The sequence below is a fragment of the Paraburkholderia polaris genome (assembly GCF_012927345.1).
Lineage (GTDB): Bacteria > Pseudomonadota > Gammaproteobacteria > Burkholderiales > Burkholderiaceae > Paraburkholderia > Paraburkholderia polaris.
In genome coordinates, this window is record NZ_JABBGJ010000007.1 from 205858 (window position 1) to 228815 (window position 22958).

Genomic DNA, 22958 nt, shown 5'->3' on the forward strand with positions numbered 1-22958 from the left:
CCATGAGCGAACAGCAAACGCAGACGTACGTGTTCGACGTGGTGGTGGTCGGCTCCGGCGCGGGCGGCATGCTGGCCGCCTGCCGCGCGGCCGACCGCGGCCTGTCCGTCGCTGTGCTCGAAAAGAGCGACGTGTACGGCGGGACCTCGGCGGTGTCGGGCGGTGGCATCTGGATTCCGTGCAACCACCATATCGCCGAACTGGGCACCACGGATACGCGCGAGGCCGCACGAACCTACCTCGACGCCTGCACGAAAGGCGTGACCGCGAGCGAGCGGATCGACGCTTATCTCGACACCGCGCCGGAGATGCTGCGCTATGTCGAAGCGAATACACCGGTGCGTTATGAAGCGTTGCCGAAGTACGCGGACTACTTTCAAGACCTGCCTGGATCGATGCCGGGTTACCGCGCGCTCGATCCCTTGCCGGTGGACGGTGCGTCGCTCGGTGAAGAATTCGCGCGCTTGCGACTTCCCTCACCGGGGACGCTGATCGGTGGGCGCGTGGCGGTGACTTCGAAAGAGGCGCACATGCTGCTGTCGAAAGCGCCAGGTTATATCGGACTGGCGCTGAAGCAATTCGGCCGCTACTGGTTCGATCTACGCGCGCGCAGCCGCTCGCGGCGCGATCGCCGCCTGACGCTCGGCAACGCGCTGGCAGGGGGCCTACGTCGCGCATTGCTCGATCGCGACATTCCGCTGTGGCTCAACGCGCCGATGACCGAGTTGCTCGAAGCAGACGGACGCGTAACGGGTGTGGTGGTGGAGCACGGCGGAGAGAATGTGCGTGTGCTCGCAAAGCGCGGCGTGATTCTCGCGGCCGGGGGTTTCGAACGCAATCAGGCGATGCGCGAGCAGTATCTGCCGCGTCCCACGCAAGCGCAGTGGAGCGCGACCCCGCCGAACAATACCGGCGACGCGATTGCCGTCGGTCTGAAGCTAGGCGCGCAAATCGCATTGATGGAACACGTGTGGGGCGCGCCGACCGTCCACGTGGATCGCGAAGAGAAGCAGCGAGCGCTGTTCGTCGAACGCAATCTGCCGGGTTGCGTGGTGGTCAACGGACTCGGCAAGCGCTTTGTCAACGAGGCTGCGCCGTATTCGGAGTTCGTGCCGGCGATGTATCGCGACCATGCACAAACCGGTGCGTGCGTGCCGGCGTGGATGGTGTTCGACGCGCAGTTCCGCCACAAATATCCGTGCGGGCCGATCATGCCCGCGGCGATGATGCCGGACACCCGCATCCCCGCGGCGTTTCGTTCGCTGCTCTACAAGGCCGGTTCGCTCGAGGCGTTGGCCGCAAAAATCGGCGTCGATCCAGAAGGTTTGCGCGACACCGTGGCGAAGATGAATCGCTACGCCGAGACCGGTCTCGACGAAGATTTCGGCAAGGGTGGTAACGCCTTCGACACCTACTACGGTGACCCGAGCGTCAAGCCGAATCCGTGCCTCGCACCGATTGCGACCGGACCGTTCTACGCCGTGCGTATCGACGCGGGCGACATCGGCACCAAAGGCGGTCTCCTGACCGACGCCCGCGCTCGTGTGCTGCACGCCGACGGCACGCCGATTGCCGGGCTCTACGCGATCGGCAACACCAGCGCGTCGATGATGGGGGCGAGCTATCCCGGCGCGGGTTCGACACTCGGCCCTGCGATGACCTTCGGCTACATCGCCGCGAATCATCTCGCCGACGGTGGCGATGATCGGGACGGCGAGGCCAGCGCTTCAGAAACAGCACGCGCTGCAAGCAGCGAACTTCGTGGAGTCACTTCATGACCGAACTCACTTCTCACCCATTGCGCGGCGACATGCTGCTGGCGATGCGCCGCCTCGCGCGCTCGGTCGCGGTCATCAGTTGCAGCGACGGCGAACGGCGCTATTCGATGTCGGCCACCGCGGTCGATTCGCTCTCGACGGAACCACCATCGCTGCTGATCTGCATTAACCGCACGTCGTCGATTTTTCCGCCGCTCGACAAGGGCGCGGCGTTTTGCGTGAACGTGCTCTCGGCGCAGCATCAGCATATTGCGATCGATTGCAGCGGCCGCCTCAAAGGCGAAGAACGCTTCACGACCGGCAACTGGCAGAACTCGGATCACGGTGTGCCATATCTGCACGACGCGCAGGCGAGCCTGATCTGCACGCAGGACGGCCGCTTCGACTACGGCACGCATGCGATCTTTATCGGCCGCGTCGAGCAGGTGCTGATCAGCGGCGAGGTCGATCCGCTGGTGTATGTCGACGGCATCTATACCACCGCTGCGGCGCCCGTGCGCTGCGCAGCGGCATGATCGGGCACGCGGCGTGATGCAAAGCCCTTCGTCTACACAGCAGGAATCGGCCACGCCGGTTGAAGCGCCGCTCGTCGTCGACGATCCCGCATGCGTGCGTTGGGACGACGTGTGCGACGTGCTGGTGGCGGGCTTCGGCGCGGCGGGTGCATGTGCCGCGCTGGAAGCTGCGGCGGCCGGCGCGAAAGTACGGATCGTCGAGCGTTTCGAGGGCGGCGGTGCGAGCGCGAAAAGCGGCGGCGTGGTCTACGCGGGCGGCGGCACGCGCTATCAAGCCGAAGCGGGTTACAGCGACACGCCCGAGGCGATGTTTGCGTATTTGCAGCAGGAAGTGGGCGACGCGGTGTCCGCGGTGACGCTCAAACGCTTTTGTGCAGGCAGCGTCGATATGCTGCGCTGGCTCGAGCGCCTCGGCGTGCGCTTTGCCGCATCGGTGCCGCCGCGTAAGACTTCGTATCCGCAGAATCGCTATTACCTCTACTACTCGGGCAATGAGGCGGTAGGCGACGCCGTGCGCGAACATGCGCCGGCACCGCGTGGGCACCGGGTGGTCGGCGACGGCATGTCGGGGCGCGTGCTCTACGACACGCTGCGGCGCGCGGTGGATGCGCAGCCATTCGTCGACACGATGTGTCATGCAAGCGTGCGCAGGTTGGTCACCGACCGCAGCGGGCGAGTGATCGGCGCTCAAGTCTGGCAGGTGGCGCCGGGCCGTGCCCAGCGCACCCATCGGCGGCTCGCGCGCTGGGCGGAGCGCCTGCACAACGGCATGCCGGCGTGGGCCGACCGGTTACGCGCCGCGCTCCATCGCGTCGAGCAGTGCGAGGGCCGCCTCATCACGATCAAGGCCGATGCAGTGGTGTTGAGCACCGGCGGTTTCATCTTCAACCGGTCGATGGTGGCGCACTACGCGCCGCGTTATCTGCCGAACTGGCGTCTTGGCACCACCGGCTGTGACGGTTCGGGCATCCGGCTCGGTTTGTCTGCGGGTGGCGTGGCGCAGCGGCTCGAACGTGTGTCCGCGTGGCGCTTCATCAATCCGCCGTATGCGTGGGCGCAAGGCTGCGTCGTGGATCGCCGCGGTGAGCGCTTTTGCAACGAGGAAGTCTATGGCGCCGCGCTCGGCCACGCGATGTGCGAAACCCGTGAAGGGCACGCGTGGCTGATTCTCGATGCGCGGCTCGTGAAGCTCGCGCTCGCCGAGTGTTTGCGCGGCAAGCTGTGGGCGTTCCAGAGCGTGCCCGCGATGTTGTTGATGCTGGCAGGCCGCAAGCGCGCCCGCTCGCTGGCCGATCTGGCGGCACGCATCGGCAGCGATCCGGCGGTGCTCGAGCGAACCATCAATGCCTACAACCTGGGCGCGCTTAACGGTATCGACCGTGCGTTCGGCAAATCCGCCGCCATGTTGCAGCCGCTCATGCACGGACCGTACTACGCGATCGACATTTCATCGGACAGCCGCGTTTTCCCGTGCCCGTCGATCACGCTGGGCGGCTTGCGGGTCGACGAGACGAGCAACGCGGTGCTGTCGGCGCAAGGCACGCCGATCGAGGGCCTGTTCGCCGCCGGCCGGGCCGCCTGCGGCCTTGCATCGAATCATTACGTGAGCGGCCTCTCGCTCGCGGACTGTATCTGGTCCGGCCGCCAGGCGGGCCGGGCCGCAGCGGGCGTGGTTCTCGCGAACACCGCCCATTCCCTGACTGAAACTGACTGACACTGAAGAGAGAATGAAGATGGGAGACAGACTCAAAGGCAAGATCGCCGTCGTGACGGGCGCCGCGAGCGGCGTCGGCAAACAGGACGCGTTGCTGTTCGCCCGTGAAGGCGCGCGCGTCGTACTCACCGACGTCAACGAGGAAGCCGGCCGCGAAGTGGCCGCGCAGATCGGCGATGCCGCACTGTTCGTGCGTCACGATATTACGTCTGAAACAGGCTGGAACGACGTGTTCGGCGCGGCGCAAACGGCCTTCGGCACGCCGGACGTACTGGTCAATAACGCCGCGGTTCTGTTGCTCGGCAGCATTGAAGACACCACGCTCGAACAATGGCAGCGCGTGCTGCGCATCAATGCCGAGGGCTATTTTCTCGGCTGCCGCGCGGCGGTCAAGGCGATGAAAGAGAAGGGCGGGTCGATCGTCAACATGTCGTCGGTGGCGGCGTTGGGCGGACTCGGTATGTTCTGCGCCTATTCGGCCAGCAAGGGCGCGGTGACGGCCATGACGCGCGCGATCGCCGCGCACTGCAAGCAGCAGGGCTATAAGGTCCGCTGCAACACGATTCACCCGGACGGCATTCTCACGCCGATGACCGCGCCGTTCTTCGGCACGGCCGAAGAGACGCGCGACGCGCTCACGCAATCGGTCGATCCGCACGGTCGTATGTGTCTGCCGGAAGACATCGCGAATCTGGTGCTGTTCCTGGCGTCCGATGAATCGCGCTTCATCAACGGCAGCGAGTATCGGATCGACAATGCGCAGCTGATCATGGGCATCGCCTGAGTTCGCCCGCCATGGCCGATTCGCGTTTTCACCGGCTCAAAGTGGCGGACGTGATCGCGGAGAGCGCCGACGCGCGCTCTTTCGTGTTCGATCTGCCGCAGGCGCTGCACGATGCCTTCAGCTATCGCCCGGGGCAGTTTCTCACGCTCAAGGTGCCGTGCGCGGATGCCACCGTGCAGCGCTGTTATTCATTGTCGAGCGCGCCGGGCATCGACCGCGCGCCGAAGATCACCGTCAAGCGGGTGCGCGATGGGCGCGTGTCGAACTGGATGTGCGACAGCATTCAGCCCGGCGACGAGCTCGACGTGATGGCGCCCGCTGGCGTGTTCACGCCGCGCTCGCTCGACGGCGACCTGCTTCTGTTCGCGGGCGGTAGCGGCATCACGCCGGTGCTGTCGATTCTCAAGTCCGCGCTGGTGAACGGGCGCGGCATGCTGACTCTGATCTACGCGAATCGGGACGCGCAGTCGGTGATTTTCAGCGAAGAACTGCGGCAGCTCGGGCAGCGGCACGCGGGCAGATTGCGGGTGATTCATTGGCTCGATAGCGTGCAGGGCATTCCGCAGCAGCGTCATCTGGAAGAACTGGCGCGGCCGTGGAGCACGCAGGAATGCTTCATCTGCGGACCGGCGCTGTTCATGGAGAACGCGTTGGCGGCAATGCTTGCGCTAGGGTTGCCGCGAGCGAAGGTGCATGTGGAGCGGTTCGCTTCACTCCCGGATTTGCCGGCTACGCCTGGGGTGTCCATGTCCGGGGTCGCTGGTGTGCCTGGGGTAGCCGGAGTACCCGGCGCGCACGGAGAGCACACCGTGTCCACAGCGCCGAAAGTGCCTGAAGCGCCCGTGGCATCTGAATCGGCCGATACGGCTTCCGTCGCCAACGCGGCAATCGAAACCGTGCTCGACGGCAACACCTTCACCTTCCTCTGCGAAGCCGGTGAAACCCTGCTCGACGCCATGCTGCGCGCCGATGTGCCGGCCCCCAATTCGTGCCGCAGCGGTTTGTGTGGCGCCTGCATGTGCCGGGTCGAGGCCGGCAGCGTGAACCTGAACGCCAACCACGTGCTCGATGCCGCCGATCTGACCGACGGCTGGACGCTTGCCTGTAGTGCGACACCCGCCAGCGCGACGCTGCGCGTGGTTTTCCCCGACTAGGTTCGCGGTTCGCACGCGCGGCTCTCGCGTGTTGCGCTTGCCGCGAACCCCATCCATCGAATTCAACATGACGCTCAACCACATCCTGACGACGCCCGCACTGATCGCGCGCGGCGCCGCGCGCTTCGGCACGCGCATCGCGATCGAAACAGCCCAGGGCAACCTGAGCTATGCGCAACTGGACGCTGCGCGGATCGAAGCGGCGCGCGCGTTGATGACCTGCGGCATCCAGCCGGGCGAGCGTGTCGCGATCTGGGCGCCGAACATCGCTGAATGGATCGTGGCGGCGCTTGCGATTCACAGCGCGGGCGCGGCGCTGGTGCCGATCAATACCCGCATGAAGGGCCTGGAAGCCGCGGCGATTCTCGAAGACAGCGGCGCGCGGCTGCTGTTCTGTTGCGGCACTTTCCTCGGCGATTCGTATCCGGCCATGCTGGCAGCACACCGTCCTGCGACGCTTGAACGGGTGGTGGTGTTCGACGGACTGGCAGCGGAAACCAGCGGCGGCTGTGACGAGACCTGGGACGCGTTCCTGCTGCGTGCGGCAGGCACCCCGATGGACGTGTTCCGTGCCCGCGAGGCGGCGGTGCGCCCCGACACGCTGATGGACATCATGTTCACGTCCGGCACAACGGGTCGCCCGAAGGGTGTGATGACCACGCACGGCCAGAATCTGCGCGCGATTCACGATTGGGCGCAAATTGCGACGCTGCGCGAAAGTGATCGCTATCTGATCGTCAATCCGTTCTTTCATGCGTTCGGCTACAAGGCCGGCTGGCTCGCGGCGTTCGCGAGCGGCGCGACCGTGTTGCCGCATCTGGTGTTCAAGCCGGAGCGGGTGCTTGAGCGCATCGTGCGGGACCGCGTGTCCGTATTGCCGGGGCCGCCGACGCTGTATCACGTGCTGCTGGACATGCCGGATCTGGCCACACGCGATCTGTCGTCATTGCGGGTTGCAGTTACTGGCGCTGCCGCGATCGCGCCGAGTCTGATCGAAAGGATGCGCGCGCAGCTGGGTTTTGAAACCGTGCTGACGGGCTATGGCCTCACTGAGTCGTGCGGTTTCGCCGCGCTGTGCCGCAGCGGCGACGACGCCGAGACCATCGCGAACACGTCGGGCCGCGCGATGCCCGGCGTGGAGATTCGTATCGCCGACAGCAGCGGCGAGGCAGTTGCCAGCGGCGAAACAGGGGAAGTCCTGATTCGCGGCTACAACGTGATGCAGGGCTATTTCGGCCGGCAGGACACCACGTTCGACACGATCGACGGCGACGGCTGGCTGCACACCGGCGACCTCGGCACGCTCGACGAACGCGGCTATCTGCGCATCACCGACCGCATCAAGGACATGTTCATCGTCGGCGGTTTCAACTGCTATCCGGCGGAGATCGAGCGGCTGTTCAGCGCGCATCCGGCGGTGGCGCAGGTGGCGCTGGTCGGTGTGCCCGACGAGCGGCTTGGCGAGGTGGGGCATGCGTATGTCGTGCTGCGTTCGGGCGAGCATGCGAGCGCGGAAGAACTGACCGACTGGGCCCGCAAGAACATGGCGAACTACAAGGTGCCACGGCATCTCACGCTGGTCGATCAGCTGCCTGTCAGCGCGGCCGGCAAGGTGCTCAAATACCGCCTGCGCGAAGCGGTCAAAAGCCACGTAACGAGCGACGTAAAGAGCGGCGTCGAAAACCGCGAAAAAACCGCTGAAAACACCGCTGCAAGCTAGTCCCAACAGACGATGTTAGCCACCTCCGGGACCGCCAGAATAAGCCTGACAACAACAGGTTCTGGAGGAGTCGGAGATGATCGATGTACGGGCTTTAGGCTACGTCGTCGTGCAGTCGGCGAAAGTCGACACATGGCGTGGCTACGCGGAAAACGTGCTGGGCATGCAGGCGCAAGACGCAACGGACGGCGCGCTGTACGTGAAGATGGACGAGCGCGATTTCCGCTACCTGATCGTGCCCGGCGACGCCGATCGCTACTTCGCGTCGGGCTGGGAACTGGCCGACGCGGCCGCATTCGACGACGCGATCCGCGCCCTTGAACTGGCTGGCGTGGAAGCGATCCGCGCCAGCGCGCAGGAGACCGCGCTGCGCCGCGTGCAGGCGATGGCGTGGTGCACCGATCCGTCCGGCAACCGGCATGAGTTCTTCTGGGGCGTGCGCGCCGATTTCCGGCGCTTCGTTTCGCCGCTCGGCGTGCCCGGTTTCGTCACCGGCGCGATGGGCCTGGGTCATGCGGTGCTGCCCGCACCGCAATTCGACGCGACCGATGCATTCCTGCGCGACGTGCTCGGCTTCGAACTCTCCGACATCTTCCGCGTGCGCTTCACCGACGATCCCGCCGAACCCGAGAAACGCATCCATTTTCTGCATTGCAAAAATGCGCGTCATCACAGCCTCGCGATCATGGACCTCGCGGTGCCTTCCGGCTGCATCCACGTGATGGCCGAAGTGGACTCGATGGACGAAGTGGGCCGCGCGCTCGACCGGGTCGCTACGCAGGGCGTGAAGCTCTCCGCCACGCTTGGCCGTCATTGCAACGACCACATGATCTCGTTCTACATGAAAACGCCGGGCGGCTTCGATCTGGAATACGGCTACGGCGGCCTGACGGTCGACTGGGCGCAGCACAACGTCTACGAGGCGACGCGCGTGAGCCTGTGGGGGCACGACTTCAGCGTTGGATTTCGCTAGACCCTGGTCAGAAAACCCGCAGCAAACAAGCAGGAAGCCTGCTGTAGACAAGCAGGAAACCGCAGCAAACACGCAGGAAGCCCGCAGGAATAACGCATGAAACCACTCGATAAAGCACTCAGCGCGCGCGACGCCGTCGCGCAACTCGCCGACGGCATGACGATCGGCATTGGTGGCTGGGGTCCCCGCCGCAAACCGATGGCGCTGGTACGCGAAATCGTCCGCTCGAATCTGAAGGACCTCACCGTGGTCGCGTATGGCGGCCCAGACGTCGGACTGCTGTGCGCGGCAGGCAAAGTCCGCAAGCTGGTGTTCGGCTTCGTGTCGCTCGATGTGATTCCGCTCGAACCGCATTTTCGCCGGGCACGCGAAAGCGGCGCGCTCGACGTGTGGGAACTCGACGAAGGCCTGCTGCAACTCGGCCTGCGCGCAGCGGCGGCGCGTCTGCCGTTTCTGCCGACGCGCGTGGGTCTCGGCACCGATCTGCTGAAACACGCGCCGCATCTGCGCACCGTGCAATCGCCCTACGGCGGTGAGACGCTGCTGGCGATGCCGGCGCTCGAACTCGACGCAGCGTTGCTGCATGTGAACGCCGCGGACAGGATGGGCAATACGCGCATCGACGGTCCGGATCCGTTCTTCGACGCATGGTTTGCACGCGCTGCGGCGAAGTGCTTCGTCAGCAGCGAAACGCTGGTCGAAACGCTGGCGAGCGACGACCTCGATCTCGCGCGCCGCAATACCTTCGAACGATCGCTCGTGACCGGCGTGGTGCACGCACCGTGCGGTGCGCATCCCACCTCCTGTGCGCCGGCTTACGGCTGGGATTTACCGCATCTGAAGGCGTATTGCGCGAGCGCGGAAGATCCGCAACAAACAGCGGCTTACCTGAGTGACGTAGTAGGCGCCGACGAACCGGGCTATCTGCAGCGTGCAGGCGGCCGGTCCCATGTAGCGGCGTTGCCGTTGCCGATTCTGTAATGGAGCGCACATGAGCGACCCTCTCGATTATTCCCTCGCCGAATTGATGATTACCGCGGCGGCGCGCGTCTGGCGTGATGACGGCGAAGTGCTGGCAACCGGCATCGGTACGGGACCCCGTCTGGCTGCAGGTCTTGCGCGCCTCGCGTACAACGCCGGTCTGATGCTCACCGATGGCGAAGCCTACCTAGTCGAAAGCCCGGTGCCGCTCGGACCGCGTGAAGCGGACTATCGCGTGCAGGCGTCTGGCTTGATGACCTATGAACGGGTGTTCGATTGCGTGTGGCATGGCAAGCGTCACGCGTTGGTGATGCCCACCCAGATCGACCGCTTCGGCCAGGCCAACATCTCCTGGCTCGGCGACGACTATGCCCGCCCGAAAACGCAATTGCTCGGCGCGCGCGGTTTTCCGGGCAACAGTATCAATCATGCGAATTCGTTCTTCGTCTCCGGTCACGGCAAGCGTACGTTCGTTGCCGGTGAAGTCGACATGGTGTGCAGCGTGGGCTACAACCCGGCGCGTGAAATCCCCGGCATGCGCGCGTTTACCGATCTGCGCAGTGTGATCACCGATCTGTGCGTGATGGACTTCGGCGGCGCGAATCATGCCGTCCAGGTGCGTTCGCTACATCCTGGCGTGAGCTTCGACGAAGTGCAGGACGCGACCGGTTTCGAACTGCGTGCGCATCCTGAGATGCACGTGACGCCGCCACCGGGCGCCGACGATCTGCGTATCGTGCGCGCGCTCGATCCGCACAACTTGCGTGCGAGCGTCGTGCGCAACAACCCCGCGCCGCGCCGCGTGTGAGGGACATCATGCAAGTCAATCAAGCTGCGGTGGACAGGCAGGCCGGCGAAAGCGTCGTCGACTATCGCGTGAGCGACGGCATCGCCACGCTCACGATGAATCGCCCCGAGTATCACAACGCGCAGAACTCGAAGATGACGTACGCGCTCGACGCGGCGCTCAAGCGTGCGTCGAACGACGATGCGGTGAAGGTCATCGTCCTCGCCGGTGCGGGCAAGCATTTCTCAGCGGGCCACGATATCGGTACGCCGGGCCGTGACATCGACCAGTCGTTCGAGCGGACGTCGCTCTGGTACGACCACGTTGGCAAGGAAGGTGGCGAGTTTCTCTACGCTCGCGAACAGGAAGTCTATCTCGGCATGTGCCGCCGCTGGCGCGATCTGCCCAAGCCGACCATCGCGATGGTGCAGGGTGCGTGCGTGGCGGGCGGCCTGATGCTGGCGTGGGTGTGCGACCTGATCGTCGCTTCGGACGACGCATTCTTTTCCGATCCGGTGGTGCGCATGGGCATTCCTGGTGTCGAGTATTTCGCGCATGCGTATGAACTGAACCCGCGCATCGCCAAGGAGTTTCTGTTTCTCGGCGAACGGATGGACGCGGCGCGCGCGTATCAGATGGGCATGGTCAATCGCGTCGTGCCGCGCGAGCGCCTTCAAGACACCACGACGGAAATCGCCGCGAAGATCGCGCGCATGCCGCGCCTCGGGTTGACGCTGACCAAGCAGGCCGTGAATCACGTCGAGGAATTGCAAGGCAAGCGCGCCGCGATGGATGCGGCGTTTGCCTGGCATCACTTCGCGCATGCGCACAACGAACTGGTGAGCGGCGACAAGCTGGGTGGTTACGACGCCCGCAAGATGGCTGAGTCGCAACGGCCCGTTGGCGCCGCGCATCAGAACGGAACGGCCGACGGAGAAGCCGCATGAGCGCGACGCTGCATACGCCGTTGTGTGATCTGCTCGGTTGCCGCTATCCGATTGTGCAGACGGCGATGGGTTGGGTCGCCGACGCAAAGCTCGTCGCCGCTACCTGCAATGCGGGTGGCTTTGGCTTTCTGGCCGGCGCGACACTCGAGGCCGAACGCGTGGAAGCGGAAATCCTGCGCGTGAAGGAACTGACGGACAAACCGTTCGGCATCAACTTCCATATGTTCCAGCCGAATGCGGCACAGGTGGTCGATCTGGCGATCAAGCACCGGCTGCGTGCAGTGAGCTATGGCCGCGGACCGGACGCAAAGACGATCCGCCGCTTCAAGGATGCCGGCGTGATGTGCATTCCCACCGTGGGCGCGCCGAAGCACGCGGCCAAAGCGGTCGAATTGGGCGCCGATGCGGTCACCGTGCAAGGCGCGGAGGGCGGTGGCCATACCGGCTCGATGCCGACCACGCTGCTGCTGCCTAAAGTGCTGGATGCAGTGACCGTGCCGGTGATCGCTGCAGGCGGTTTCTTCGACGGACGCGGTCTCGCCGCGGCGCTCGGCTACGGCGCGGCAGGCATTGCCATGGGCACGCGCTTTCTGATGGCCGAAGAGTCGCCGGTGCCGCGCTCGACGCTCGCGCGCTACGTGGAGGTCAACGACCCTTCACAAATCCGCGTGTCCGCAGCGCTGGACGGCTTGCCGCAGCGAATGATCGACAACTCTTATCTGCTGCGCCTTGAAGCATTCGGCCGGTTGCGCCGCACGCTCTTCGCGTTGCGCACGGCTGAAGCGTGGCGTCGCCAGAGTGGCATGAGTCTGAGCCAGATGGCCGCGCTCGGCTTCAAGGCACTGCGCGATCACAGCTATACCGCGAGTCAGACGCTGATGGCGGCGAACGCGCCGTTTCTGATCCAGCGCGCCATCGTCGACGGTAAGCCGGACGAGGGCGTGTTGCCGAGCGGCCAGGTCGCCGCGGTGATCGGCGCGATCGAGCCGTGCGAGACCTTGATCGCACGCATCGTCGACGAAGCTGTGGCGCGGCTCGACGCGCTGGCGGCGATGCGCGGTGCGCCGGTTCACGCGTGAGTCAACCCATGACGCTAAGCACGATCCAACGTATGCGCCATTGCACGAGGCCACGCTTGACCCAATGCGTGACCCAACGCCTGATCCCATAAAGCAAACCCACATCATTCACCAGGGACGGAGACATGACAGAACCCATCAATAGCGTCCGCTCGCTGCCGTTCAAAATCGAGCGCGAAGGTGGCATCGGCGAACTGGTGATCGACCAGCCGCCGGTCAATGCGCTCGACGCACGCGGCTGGCAGGCGCTGGCCGACGCAATCAACGCGCTCGGCCGCGACGACAGCGTTCATGTGATCGTGCTACGCGGCGCAGGGCGCGGCTTTTGTGCGGGCGTCGATATCAAGGAACTGGCTGCGCATCCCGAACGGATCGTGGCGGTCAACGCTGGCAACTACGCGACCTTTCGCGCGGTGCACCGCAATCCGAAGCCGGTGATTGTGGCAGTGCATGGTTTCGTGCTGGGCGGCGGCATCGGCATTTGTGGTGCGGCGGACGTGATCGTCGCGTCCGATTGCGCGCGCTTTGGCGTCCCGGAGATCGACCGGGGCGCGATGGGCGGCGGCGCGCATCTGCAGCGTATGTTCGGCGTGCAGAAAGTGCGCGCCATGTATTTCACGGGCGATATGGTCGACGCCGCTGAAGCCTACCGGCTCGGCGCGGTCGAGCGCGTGGTGCCGCGCGAACAACTGCGTGACGCGGCATTCGAGATTGCCCGCAAGATCGCCACGAAGAGCCCCGCGATGTTGCAACTCGCGAAAGAAGCGCTGAACGGTGTCGAAGACGGCGACCTCGAAGACAAATACCGCTGGGAGCAGGGCTTTACGTTGCAGGCGTATATGACGAACGATTCGGCGGAAGCACGCTCGGCTTTCGTCGAAAAACGCGATGCACAATTCAGCGACGCCGAACGTAAAACCGGAGCGCGCGCATGAAGCTCGACTACACGCCGGCGCAACGCGCGTTTCGTGCCGAGATTCGCAGCTGGCTCGCGGTCCACGTGCCGCGCGAGCCGCTGCCGAGCTTCGATACCGAAGCGGGTTTTGCCGCGCACCGGGAATGGGAGCGCACGCTGCATTCGGGCCGCTGGAGCATGGTGACGTGGCCACGCGAATTGGGCGGACGCGGCTGCGATCTGATCGAGTGGCTGATCTTCGAAGAAGAATACTGGCGCGCCGATGCACCGATGCGCGTGAATCAGAACGGCATCTTCCTGCTCGGCCCGACCTTGATGGACTTCGGCACGGACGAACAGAAGGCCCGCTTTCTGCCGGCGATGGCGGCGGGCGAACACGTATGGGCGCAAGGCTGGTCCGAGCCCAACGCAGGCTCCGACATGGCGGCGATCCGCGCGAGCGCAATCCGCACCCATGAAGGGAAGTGCGACGAATACATCCTGAACGGCCAGAAGATCTGGTCGACCCGTGCGGTGTGGGCCGACTGGCTGTTCGGTCTGTTTCGCAGCGATCCGCAATCCACGCGCCACCACGGCCTGACCTTCCTGATGGTGCCACTCTCGACCCCGGGCATCACCGTGCGGCCGATCCGGCAGTTGAACGGCCACACCGGTTTCGCCGAGATTTTCTTCGACGACGTGCGTGTGCCGGTCGAGAACCGTCTCGCCGGTGAAGGCATGGGCTGGCAGGTCGCCATGGCGACCGCCGGGTTCGAACGCGGCCTGATGCTGCGCTCGCCCGCGCGTTTTCAACGCACTGCCGAAGCGTTGCGCGCGCTCTATCTGGCGCACCGCGGGGAGGCTGACCGCGATCCGACCTTGCGCGACCGGGTGATCAGCGCATGGATGGATGCGCAGGCCTACGCGCTCTCCACCTACGCGACCGCGAGCCGTTTGCAGAAGGGCGGCCACATCGGCGCGGAGTCGAGCACCAACAAGGTGTTCTGGTCCGAACTCGATCTGCGCATGCATCAGACCGCGCTCGATATTCTCGGCGCGCGCGCTGAGGTAGTGCCGCAAACGCACGAGCAACACGCGGCGCTCGGCAGCTGGCTCGACGGCTTCCTGTTCGCGCAGGCCGGGCCGATCTATGCGGGTACCAACGAGATCCAACGCAACATCGTCGCGGAACGGATGCTCGGGATGCCGCGCTCGTGATGCCGGTGCTGCAGCCGGCATGCAACCCGCTGCAGCTCGCATTCAGACGCTTAAAGGATTGAGCGAGGAACTATGGATTTCGTATTCAACGAAGATCAGGAAGCATTGGCGAGCAGCGTCAAACGCTTTCTGATGACGGAGATGACGCCGGAGTTGATCCGTGAGTTGTGGAGCACACCCACGGGCCGCTCGGAGCGCATGTGGGACATGTTCGCCTCGCAAGGGTTGACCGCTGTGTCGGTGCCGGAAAGTCACGACGGGTTGGGGCTCGGTGACGTGGAGTGGGCGCTGCTCGCGCAGACCTATGGCTATTTCGCGGGACCCGAGCCGTTACTCGATACGGCGCTCGTGGCCGTTGGCATGCTGGAAGGTTTGCCGGCGAGCGCGCAACGCGACGCGCTGTTGCGCGATATCGCAGCGGGTGCGGCGCGCGTGGCGATTGCGCATCCGGTGAATCCGTATGTCAGCGATGCACACGTCGCGCGGGTTCTGTTATGCGAACGGGACGGCGAGTTGCATTGGCTAACGCCCGACGCTTGCAGGTTGAGTGCGGTGGAGAGCGTCGACCCTTCGCGTCGGCTGTTTGAACTCGATTGGCAGGCGAGCCTGGGCACACGCGTGGCAACGGCAGCTGAAGCGCAACCATTGCTGGCGCGCGCACTCGACCAGGGCGCGTTCGCCGTCGCCGCGCAATTGCTCGGCCTCACGCAACGCGTGCTCGACGTCGCGATCGATTACAGCGCACAGCGCAAGCAGTTCGGCAAGCCGATCGGCTCGTATCAGGCGCTCAAGCATCTGCTCGCCGACGTCGCGATTCGATATGAGTTCGCGCGGCCGGTGGTGTATCGGGCTGCCTGCGCGATCGCCGACAACGACCCGCAGCGCGCGCTCTACGTCTCCCACGCAAAGCTCGCCGCTACCGCCGCCGCGCAGCTCGCCGCGCGCCATGCAATGCAGGTTCACGGCGCGATCGGCTACACGTGGGAGCTCGACCTGCAGATCTTCATGAAACGCATCTGGGCGCTCTCGGGCAGTTGGGGCGACACGACGTTTCACAAAGCCCGCGTGGCCGACGCGCTGATCGAGTCATGTACTCCGATCGGCCCGGCACGCACTTTCGAACTGGAATCGTGATGAAACAGGCTTATATCGTCGATGCGTTGCGCACGCCGACCGGCCGCCGCAAAGGCGGACTTGCGCAGGTGCATGCCGCGGACCTCGGCGGCTTCGTACTGAAGGAACTGGTCGCCCGTAACGGCATTCCCGCCGATGAGTACGACGACGTGGTGTTCGGCTGCGTCGACACGATCGGTCCGCTGGCGGGCAATATCGCGCGCACCTGCTGGCTTGCCGCGGGCTTGCCGTTGACGGTCCCCGGCGTCACAGTGGACCGGCAATGCGGATCGTCGCAGCAGGCCGTGCATTTTGCCGCGCAGGCCGTGATGAGCGGCACGCAGGATGTGGTGGTCGCGGGCGGCGTGCAGACCATGACGCAGATTCCGATTTCGTCGGCAATGACAGCGGCCGAGCCGCTCGGTTTCACCGACCCGTTCTCGGGCAGCATCGGTTGGCGCGCGCGGTTCGGCGATGCGCCGGTCTCGCAGTTCCATGCGGCGCAACGGATCGCGGATCACTGGAACCTGTCGCGCGAAACGATGGAGCAGTACGCGCTGGAAAGCCATCGGCGCGCATTGGCGGCGATCGAAGGCGGCTACTTCAAGCGCGAAATCGTGCCGTTCGCCAGCGTCGTCCACGACGAGACGCCGCGCAAGGACACCACGCTCGCGAAGATGGCTTCGCTCGAACCGCTGATGCCAGGCGGCGCATTGACGGCGGCTGTGTCGAGCCAGACGTGTGACGCTTCGGCCGCGCTGCTGATCGTTTCCGAGGAGGCGCTAAAACGCTACGGCCTTACGCCGCGCGCCCGTATCCACCACCTGAGCGTGCTCGGCGACGATCCGCTGTGGATGCTCACCGCACCGATTCCCGCGACACGTCACGCTCTGAAGAAGGCCGGCCTCGCGCTGGACGACATCGACGTGGTAGAGCTGAACGAAGCGTTTGCCTCAGTGGCGCTCGCGTGGCTGGCCGAGACCCGCTATCCGCACGAGAAGACCAATCCGAACGGCGGCGCGATCGCGCTCGGCCATCCGCTCGGCGCAACCGGCGCGCGGCTGATGACGAGCCTGCTGCACGAACTCGAACGCACGCAAGGCCGCTACGGCTTGCAAACGATGTGCGAGGGCGGCGGTCTCGCCAACGTCACGATCATCGAGCGTCTGTAAGCGTCAATGAGCGTCGATATGCGCAGCTGAGCGCATCACTGTCTACGAGGATCAAGCATGGGAATCTGCAACGACCGCACCGTGATCATCACCGGTGCGGGTGGAGGATTGGGCCGCGAATACGCGCTGGCGTTTGCCGCCGAGGGTGCGGCGGTCGTGGTCAACGATATTCGTCAGGAAGCCGCGCAAGCGGTCTGCGACGAGATCGCGCGAGCCGGCGGCCGGGCTTTGGCGAATGCCGACGACATCACGCGCATCGAAAGCGCGCAACGGATTATCGACGCCGCGCACGAAGCGTTCGGCGAGATTCATGTGTTGGTGAACAACGCGGGCATCTGCCGCGACCGGATGTTCACGAGCATGAGCGAAACCGATTGGGATGACGTGATGCGGGTGCATCTGCGCGGGCATTTCTGTCTTGCACAATTGCTGGCGCGCGAGTGGCGCGATGCGTCGAAGGCGGGGCGCGAGGTGGATGCGCGCATCGTCAACACGAGTTCGGGGGCGGGTCTGCAAGGGTCGATTGGCCAGGCGAACTATGGTGCGGCCAAGGCGGCGATCGCGGCACTTACGTTGATGCAGGCCGCGGAATTGCAACGTTACGGTGTGCGGGTGAATGCATTGGCGCCTGCCGCGCGCACCTCGATGACCGAAGGCGTGTTCGCCGAGATGATGAAAAAGCCTGCGGAAGGCTTCGATTACTTCGACCCGGCCAACGTCGCGCCGCTGGTCGTCTGGCTCGGCAGCGTTGAATCGCGCGACGTGACCGGGCAGGTGTTCGAAGCGGCGGGCGGCATGATCGCCGTGGCCGAAGGCTGGCGCACGGGGCCGCGCATCGACATCGGCGCACGCTGGCAAGTCACGGCACTGGGCGGGGCAGTAGCGGCGCTGGTTGCAGAACGTGAGCCGGCGCAGCAGGTCTACGGAAGCTGACGCGATGAACCTCGCTCTCTCCGAAGAACAGACCATGATTCGCGATTCGGCTGCCGAGGTGCTGGCCGAGCGTAGCGCATCGGCGGCGGTACGGCAGGCGATCGAACACACGGCGGGCCGCGACGATGCGCTGTGGCGCACGCTCGCAGGCGAACTCGGCTGGTGCGCGTTGACCGTGCCGGAAGCGTCGGGCGGCGCGGGGCTAGGTGCGATGGAGCTGGTGTTGCTGATGGAACAGATGGGGCGGCGCCTTGCCTGCGTGCCTTACTTCAGCACCGTGTGCCTCGCGGCGACGGTACTGGCTTACTGTGAATCCGACTCCGCTCGCGAGTGGCTCTCGCGGATCGCAAACGGCGAGATGAGTGCGACGCTCGCGTTGCAGGCGGCGGCTGGCTTCGATGCGAGAACGTCTTCGGTGCGCGCCGCGACCGGCTTTGGTGCGCGCGCGGCTTCGACTTACGCTGCGGCCAGCTTTGACGCGCGCATGGCTTCGGCGTGCGCTGTGTCCGGCTTTGATGCACGAACGGTTGAGGTTTGCGCGGAAGAGACGGCTCACGGTTACCGTCTGTCAGGGACGTTGGCGCAGGTTGTTGACGGCGCTAGTGCCGACCTGTTGCTGGTGCCCGCTTTGATCGCGAACGAAGCGCAAACCATCGCGCTGTTCGAATTGAGCGGCGCTGATCTTGCCGGCGTCACTCGTACGCCGCTCGTCACGCTGGACGCGACACGTCCGTTGGCGCGCGTTGAACTGAACGCGGTCGACGTGTCGCGTGACGCGCTACTGGCGTGTGGCCGCGAGGCGCAACGCGCGCTTTCCGACACCGCTTGGTTTGCAGCATTGGCGCTGGCCGCGGAGCAACTCGGCGGCGCGCAGCAATGCCTCGACCTCACGCTTGCCTACACGGCGGAGCGCGTGCAATTCGGCCGTGCTATCGCGTCGTTTCAAGCGGTGAAACACCGTTGCGCGCAGATGATGGTCGAAATCGAGGCGGCCCGTTCGGCTGTGCTCGGGGCGGCGCAGGCGTGGGATCAGGCGCGCAATCAAACGCGGGTTCAGTTGCTCGCTCAGTTGCCGGACCCAATGCGTAGTCAGGCCGGTGCTTCGTTGCCACCGGACGTGCTTGCCGATATCGCCACAGCAAAAGCCACCGCCAACGACGCCTTCCGCTTCTGCGCTCAGGAAGCCATTCAATTGCACGGCGGCGTCGGCTTCACATGGGAATACGACCCGCAACTGTATTTCAAACGCGCGCAGGCGTGCAGCGCGCAATTCGGCACCACCGCGCAGATGCTGTCGTTTATCGCGGAGCAGGTGATCGACCGCGGCGAGCCTTCTTCGAGAGCAGCGCGGCAGCAGACACCTAACGACAGCGCGCAAGCCGTCCTCGCAGGAGTGCTCTGATGAAAAGCGAAACGCAACAGCAACGCTTGCGTATGGAAGTCGCCGACTGGATGAGTACGCATCTGAGCGGCGAGTTCGCCTGCCTGCAATACCGCGGCGGTCCCGGCGACGAAGAAGCTTATCCAGCGCTGCGCAAGAAATGGGAACGTGAACTGGCGAGCGGCGGCTGGACTGGCCTCGGCTGGCCCGCTGAACAGGGCGGCCGTGCGATGTCCGTCGCCGAACAGGTGGTTTTTCACGAGGAGTATGCACGCGCCGGTGGTCCTGGGCGCATGGGTCATATCGGCGAGGGTTTGCTCGGACCGACCTTGATTGCATGCGGCACCGACGATCAGCGTAAGCGTTTTCTGCCAAGCATCCTGAACGGCACGCAGTTCTGGTGCCAGGGCTATTCGGAACCGGGCGCGGGATCGGATCTCGCGAACGTCCGAACGCGCGCGGTTCGCGACGAAAACGGCAATTGGCGTGTGCATGGCCAGAAAGTGTGGACCTCGCTCGCACACGATTCCGATTGGATCTTTGTAATCGCGCGCACTGATCCGGAGTCGCGCGGCAATCGCGGACTGTCGTTCCTGTTGATGCCGCTCGATCAACCGGGCATCGAGATTCGCCCGATCAAACAATTGAACGGCGGCGCGGAATTCAACGAAGTGTTCTTCGACGGCGCACTGGCCGCCGCGGAAGATCTGGTCGGCACACCCGGTGACGGCTGGCGCATTGCAATGACACTGCTCGGTTTCGAGCGCGGCATGTCAACGCTCGGTCAGCAGATGCAGTTCATCCGCGAACTCGAATGGGTGGTCGACGCGGCGCATGAAGCGGGCGTTGCGAATGATCCGCTGATTCGTCAGCGGATCGCGCGGGCGTGGGCCGGCTTACGCGTGATGCGCTACAACGCGCTGCGCATGCTGGCGAGCGCTGGTGCCGATGAGAGCGGCAGCGCGTTGGGCCGTGAAGCGCTGATCTACAAATACTACTGGTCGAACTGGCATCGCGAGCTCGGCCAACTGGCGATGGATGTGCTTGGCGTCAACGCCAATCTGATCGACAGCGCCGACGCAAAGCGTACCCGCCTGCAAGGCGTGTTCCTTTTCTCGCGCGCCGACACGATCTATGCGGGCACCAACGAAATCCAGCTGAACATCATGGCCGAGCGCGGGCTCGGCATGCCGAGAGAACCCCGAGGAACACTATGAACGAATCCCAAACGGTGCGGACCGCGCCTGCATATGTGCCGGGCCATCAACTGCTGGCCGGCAAATCCGTGCTGATTACGGCGGCTGCCGGCGTGGGCATTGGCTTCGCCGCTGCCAAACGCTGCGCGGAAGAAGGCTGCCGTGCACTCTTCATCTCGGATATCCACGAGAGGCGCCTCGCGCAAGCAGTCGAAACCTTGCGCGCCGAAACGGGTTTGCAGGCGGTCTACGGGCGTTTATGCAACGTCTCAGTGGAAGAGGATGTACGCGCGCTAGTCGCGGACGCCGAAGACAGGATGCAAGGCGTCGACGTGCTGATCAACAACGCCGGCCTTGGCGGCGCGCGTCGCATCGTCGAAATGGACGATGCCGAATGGTCGCGGGTGATCGACATTAGCCTCACTGGCACCTTCCGCATGACGCGGGCGATGTTGCCGCATATGCAAGAGCGTGGCCATGGCGTGATTGTGAATAACGCGTCGGTGCTCGGCTGGCGGGCGCAGGCGGAACAGGCGCACTACGCGGCGGCGAAGGCTGGCGTGATGGCGCTTACGCGCTGCGCCGCGCTCGAAGCCGCGCCGTACGGCGTGCGCATCAACGCGGTGGCGCCGAGTATTGCATTGCACGATTTTCTGAAGAAGTCGGCTTCGGCCGATCTGCTCGATCAACTGGCGTCGCGTGAAGCATTCGGACGCGCCGCCGAAGTGTGGGAGGTGGCAAACGTGATGGTTTTTCTGGCAAGCGACTACGCGTCGTATATGACCGGCGAAGTGCTGTCGGTCAGCAGTCAGCACGCGTGATGGATAACCTCATGACTGAAATGCGGGCTGAAGTGCTGGCTGAAGTGTGCGGCAACCCGCTGCCAGCTCGCGTGTTCGCTCATCCGGACGAGCTGGTCGCCGCGGTCGGCGAACGGCTGGGCGAAAGTGCGTGGATGCAGGTTGACCAATCGCGCATCGCGCTGTTCGCGGACGCCACGCTCGATCATCAATGGGTCCATGTGGATGCTGAACGCGCGCAACAAGGTCCGTTCGGTGGGTGTATCGCCCATGGCTTCCTGACCCTATCGCTGGTCAATTTCTTTCTGCCACAGATCGTACGCATCGACGGCGCGCGGCTCGGCGTCAATTACGGCTGCGACAAGATCCGCTTCCCGGCGCCGGTGCGAGCCGGCGCACGCATTCGCGGTGTCGGCCAGTTGCTGCGCGCCGAAGCGATTGAAGGTGGCGTGCAGGCCTGGATTCGCGTGACCGTCGAAATCGACGGCGAGACTAAACCAGGCTGCGTGGCCGACACCATCAGCCGCTACTACCTGTAGAACCCCGAAGAAACCTGTAGAACCCGTAGAGGAATAGTTCATGAACGAAGCGGTCATCGTCTCGGTTGCGCGCACACCGATCGGCAAAGCATTTCGCGGCGTGTTCAACGACACCGAAGCGCCCGCACTCGGCGGCCACGTGGTGCGCGCCGCGCTCGAGCGCGCGCAACTCGACGCCGCCGATATCGACGACGTGCTGATGGGCTGCGCGGCACAGCAGGGTACCCAGGGCTACAACATTGGCCGGCTCTCGGCCGCTGCAGCAGGTTTACCGGCTTCGGTGCCGGGCATGGCGATGGATCGGATGTGCTCGTCGGGCTTGATGACGATCGCGACTGCGGCGCAAAGCATCCTGTGCGGCGACGCCCGGATCGTGGTGGCGGGCGGCGTCGAGTCGATCACGCTGACGCAGAACAAACACAAGAACGCGTATCGAGCGCGTTCGGACGCGGTGCTCGCGCATCAGCCGGCCGCGTACATGGCGATGATCGAAACCGCGGAAATCGTCTCGCGCCGTTACGGCATCTCGCGTGAGGCGCAGGACGAATATGCGCTGACGAGTCAGCAGCGTACAGCCGCGGCGCAGACGGCGGGCCGTTTCGACGAAGAGATCGTGCCGTTCGATGCGCAGCGCGCGTTGTTCGATAAGGAAGGCAAACCGGCCGGCAGCGAAAGCGTGCGGGCCACACGCGACGAATGCAATCGCGCCGATACGAGCGCGGCAAGTCTGGCGGCGCTGAAACCGGTCTGGAGCGGCGGCGAAGCGGTCGCGCAAGGCGAGTTCATCACGGCCGGCAATGCGTCGCAACTGTCCGACGGCGCAGCGGCGGTCGTCGTAATGAGCGCTGCTGAGGCGAAGCAGCGCGGGTTGAAGCCGCTCGGCATCTACCGCGGCATGGCGGTGGCCGGCTGCGAAGCCGACGAAATGGGCATCGGCCCTGCGCTCGCGGTGCCGAAACTGCTGGCGCGTCATCGGCTGACGGTGAACGACATCGGCCTGTGGGAGATGAATGAGGCGTTCGCGTGTCAGGTCATTTACTGCCGCGATCAGCTTCATATTCCGGCGGATCGTCTGAACGTGAACGGCGGCGCGATCTCGGTCGGCCATCCGTTCGGCATGTCAGGGACCCGCATGACAATGCACGGTCTGCTCGAGGCGCGGCGGCGCGGCGTGCGCTATGTCGTCGTGACGATGTGCATCGGCGGCGGGATGGGTGCTGCGGCACTCTTCGAAACAGCGGCGTAGACCGCGGTCGGAGCTTTGCATGGGGCTAGAGTG

General features: G+C 64.8%; 21 protein-coding genes. All 21 read left to right on the forward strand.

Annotation, left to right across the window (positions count from 1 at the left end; genetic code table 11):
- Nucleotides 1-2 precede the first annotated feature (2 nt).
- The 21 genes from HHL24_RS08685 (at nt 3) to HHL24_RS08785 (ending at nt 22925) form a co-directional block, all read left to right on the forward strand.
- On the forward strand, nt 3-1778 hold the full coding sequence (locus HHL24_RS08685; RefSeq protein ID WP_169485087.1) for an FAD-dependent oxidoreductase: 1776 nt from the start codon (nt 3-5) through the stop codon (nt 1776-1778).
- Nucleotides 1775-2293, forward strand: a complete 519-nt coding sequence (locus HHL24_RS08690) for a flavin reductase family protein (RefSeq protein WP_169485088.1) — start codon at nt 1775-1777, stop codon at nt 2291-2293. The genes HHL24_RS08685 and HHL24_RS08690 overlap by 4 nt, the downstream gene beginning before the upstream one ends.
- 16 nt (nt 2294-2309) lie before the next feature.
- Nucleotides 2310-4007 (forward strand): FAD-binding protein, encoded by a 1698-nt coding sequence (locus HHL24_RS08695; RefSeq protein WP_169485089.1) that lies wholly within the window; start codon nt 2310-2312, stop codon nt 4005-4007.
- Nucleotides 4008-4026: 19 nt separating this feature from the next.
- Nucleotides 4027-4791, forward strand: coding sequence for a glucose 1-dehydrogenase (locus HHL24_RS08700; RefSeq protein ID WP_206002769.1), 765 nt, complete (start codon nt 4027-4029; stop codon nt 4789-4791).
- 11 nt (nt 4792-4802) lie between these two features.
- On the forward strand, nt 4803-5945 hold the full coding sequence (locus HHL24_RS08705) for a ferredoxin--NADP reductase (RefSeq protein ID WP_169485091.1): 1143 nt from the start codon (nt 4803-4805) through the stop codon (nt 5943-5945).
- 67 nt (nt 5946-6012) lie between these two features.
- Nucleotides 6013-7665, forward strand: coding sequence for a FadD3 family acyl-CoA ligase (locus HHL24_RS08710; protein WP_169485092.1), 1653 nt, complete (start codon nt 6013-6015; stop codon nt 7663-7665).
- 76 nt (nt 7666-7741) lie between these two features.
- Entirely contained in the window at nt 7742-8638 is an 897-nt protein-coding gene (locus HHL24_RS08715; protein ID WP_169485093.1) for a VOC family protein, read from the forward strand.
- Between the two features lie 96 nt (nt 8639-8734).
- Nucleotides 8735-9619, forward strand: coding sequence for a CoA transferase subunit A (locus HHL24_RS08720; RefSeq protein WP_169485094.1), 885 nt, complete (start codon nt 8735-8737; stop codon nt 9617-9619).
- 10 nt (nt 9620-9629) lie between these two features.
- Complete coding sequence (locus HHL24_RS08725; RefSeq protein ID WP_169485095.1) at nt 9630-10427, forward strand: CoA-transferase subunit beta; 798 nt, start codon at nt 9630-9632, stop codon at nt 10425-10427.
- Between the two features lie 8 nt (nt 10428-10435).
- A complete protein-coding gene (locus tag HHL24_RS08730; protein WP_169485096.1) occupies nt 10436-11353 on the forward strand; it encodes an enoyl-CoA hydratase in 918 nt (305 codons plus the stop codon).
- A complete protein-coding gene (locus HHL24_RS08735; protein ID WP_169485097.1) occupies nt 11350-12432 on the forward strand; it encodes an NAD(P)H-dependent flavin oxidoreductase in 1083 nt (360 codons plus the stop codon). Before HHL24_RS08730 ends, HHL24_RS08735 begins: the two co-directional genes overlap by 4 nt.
- A 125-nt stretch (nt 12433-12557) precedes the next feature.
- The gene (locus HHL24_RS08740) at nt 12558-13367 is read left to right on the forward strand and encodes an enoyl-CoA hydratase family protein (RefSeq protein ID WP_169485098.1); all 810 of its coding nucleotides are present in this window, start codon (nt 12558-12560) and stop codon (nt 13365-13367) included.
- Nucleotides 13364-14545 (forward strand): acyl-CoA dehydrogenase family protein, encoded by a 1182-nt coding sequence (locus tag HHL24_RS08745; RefSeq protein ID WP_169485099.1) that lies wholly within the window; start codon nt 13364-13366, stop codon nt 14543-14545. Before HHL24_RS08740 ends, HHL24_RS08745 begins: the two co-directional genes overlap by 4 nt.
- Nucleotides 14546-14617: 72 nt before the next feature.
- Nucleotides 14618-15679 (forward strand): acyl-CoA dehydrogenase, encoded by a 1062-nt coding sequence (locus HHL24_RS08750; protein WP_169485100.1) that lies wholly within the window; start codon nt 14618-14620, stop codon nt 15677-15679.
- Nucleotides 15679-16830 (forward strand): acetyl-CoA C-acetyltransferase, encoded by a 1152-nt coding sequence (locus tag HHL24_RS08755; protein ID WP_169485101.1) that lies wholly within the window; start codon nt 15679-15681, stop codon nt 16828-16830. Before HHL24_RS08750 ends, HHL24_RS08755 begins: the two co-directional genes overlap by 1 nt.
- Before the next feature lie 57 nt (nt 16831-16887).
- Complete coding sequence (locus tag HHL24_RS08760; protein WP_169485102.1) at nt 16888-17763, forward strand: SDR family oxidoreductase; 876 nt, start codon at nt 16888-16890, stop codon at nt 17761-17763.
- Between the two features lie 4 nt (nt 17764-17767).
- Nucleotides 17768-19165, forward strand: a complete 1398-nt coding sequence (locus HHL24_RS08765) for an acyl-CoA dehydrogenase family protein (protein WP_169485103.1) — start codon at nt 17768-17770, stop codon at nt 19163-19165.
- The gene (locus HHL24_RS08770; RefSeq protein ID WP_169485104.1) at nt 19165-20361 is read left to right on the forward strand and encodes an acyl-CoA dehydrogenase family protein; all 1197 of its coding nucleotides are present in this window, start codon (nt 19165-19167) and stop codon (nt 20359-20361) included. The genes HHL24_RS08765 and HHL24_RS08770 overlap by 1 nt, the downstream gene beginning before the upstream one ends.
- On the forward strand, nt 20358-21161 hold the full coding sequence (locus HHL24_RS08775) for an SDR family oxidoreductase (RefSeq protein WP_169485105.1): 804 nt from the start codon (nt 20358-20360) through the stop codon (nt 21159-21161). Before HHL24_RS08770 ends, HHL24_RS08775 begins: the two co-directional genes overlap by 4 nt.
- Before the next feature lie 11 nt (nt 21162-21172).
- Nucleotides 21173-21679: a MaoC family dehydratase gene (locus HHL24_RS08780; RefSeq protein ID WP_230417384.1), complete on the forward strand. Its 507-nt coding sequence runs from the start codon at nt 21173-21175 to the stop codon at nt 21677-21679.
- A 40-nt stretch (nt 21680-21719) separates the two neighbouring features.
- On the forward strand, nt 21720-22925 hold the full coding sequence (locus HHL24_RS08785; RefSeq protein ID WP_169485106.1) for an acetyl-CoA C-acyltransferase: 1206 nt from the start codon (nt 21720-21722) through the stop codon (nt 22923-22925).
- Nucleotides 22926-22958: the final 33 nt, after the last annotated feature.

Excerpts from the sequence above, each read along its gene's own strand:
- HHL24_RS08685 (WP_169485087.1), top strand. The coding sequence starts at position 3 with ATGAGCGAACAGCAAACGCAGACGTACGTGTTCGACGTGGTGGTGGTC.
- HHL24_RS08690 (WP_169485088.1), top strand. The coding sequence starts at position 1,775 with ATGACCGAACTCACTTCTCACCCATTGCGCGGCGACATGCTGCTGGCG.
- HHL24_RS08695 (WP_169485089.1), top strand. The coding sequence starts at position 2,310 with ATGCAAAGCCCTTCGTCTACACAGCAGGAATCGGCCACGCCGGTTGAA.
- HHL24_RS08700 (WP_206002769.1), top strand. The coding sequence starts at position 4,027 with ATGGGAGACAGACTCAAAGGCAAGATCGCCGTCGTGACGGGCGCCGCG.
- HHL24_RS08705 (WP_169485091.1), top strand. The coding sequence starts at position 4,803 with ATGGCCGATTCGCGTTTTCACCGGCTCAAAGTGGCGGACGTGATCGCG.
- HHL24_RS08710 (WP_169485092.1), top strand. The coding sequence starts at position 6,013 with ATGACGCTCAACCACATCCTGACGACGCCCGCACTGATCGCGCGCGGC.
- HHL24_RS08715 (WP_169485093.1), top strand. The coding sequence starts at position 7,742 with ATGATCGATGTACGGGCTTTAGGCTACGTCGTCGTGCAGTCGGCGAAA.
- HHL24_RS08720 (WP_169485094.1), top strand. The coding sequence starts at position 8,735 with ATGAAACCACTCGATAAAGCACTCAGCGCGCGCGACGCCGTCGCGCAA.
- HHL24_RS08725 (WP_169485095.1), top strand. The coding sequence starts at position 9,630 with ATGAGCGACCCTCTCGATTATTCCCTCGCCGAATTGATGATTACCGCG.
- HHL24_RS08730 (WP_169485096.1), top strand. The coding sequence starts at position 10,436 with ATGCAAGTCAATCAAGCTGCGGTGGACAGGCAGGCCGGCGAAAGCGTC.
- HHL24_RS08735 (WP_169485097.1), top strand. The coding sequence starts at position 11,350 with ATGAGCGCGACGCTGCATACGCCGTTGTGTGATCTGCTCGGTTGCCGC.
- HHL24_RS08740 (WP_169485098.1), top strand. The coding sequence starts at position 12,558 with ATGACAGAACCCATCAATAGCGTCCGCTCGCTGCCGTTCAAAATCGAG.
- HHL24_RS08745 (WP_169485099.1), top strand. The coding sequence starts at position 13,364 with ATGAAGCTCGACTACACGCCGGCGCAACGCGCGTTTCGTGCCGAGATT.
- HHL24_RS08750 (WP_169485100.1), top strand. The coding sequence starts at position 14,618 with ATGGATTTCGTATTCAACGAAGATCAGGAAGCATTGGCGAGCAGCGTC.
- HHL24_RS08755 (WP_169485101.1), top strand. The coding sequence starts at position 15,679 with ATGAAACAGGCTTATATCGTCGATGCGTTGCGCACGCCGACCGGCCGC.
- HHL24_RS08760 (WP_169485102.1), top strand. The coding sequence starts at position 16,888 with ATGGGAATCTGCAACGACCGCACCGTGATCATCACCGGTGCGGGTGGA.
- HHL24_RS08765 (WP_169485103.1), top strand. The coding sequence starts at position 17,768 with ATGAACCTCGCTCTCTCCGAAGAACAGACCATGATTCGCGATTCGGCT.
- HHL24_RS08770 (WP_169485104.1), top strand. The coding sequence starts at position 19,165 with ATGAAAAGCGAAACGCAACAGCAACGCTTGCGTATGGAAGTCGCCGAC.
- HHL24_RS08775 (WP_169485105.1), top strand. The coding sequence starts at position 20,358 with ATGAACGAATCCCAAACGGTGCGGACCGCGCCTGCATATGTGCCGGGC.
- HHL24_RS08780 (WP_230417384.1), top strand. The coding sequence starts at position 21,173 with ATGACTGAAATGCGGGCTGAAGTGCTGGCTGAAGTGTGCGGCAACCCG.
- HHL24_RS08785 (WP_169485106.1), top strand. The coding sequence starts at position 21,720 with ATGAACGAAGCGGTCATCGTCTCGGTTGCGCGCACACCGATCGGCAAA.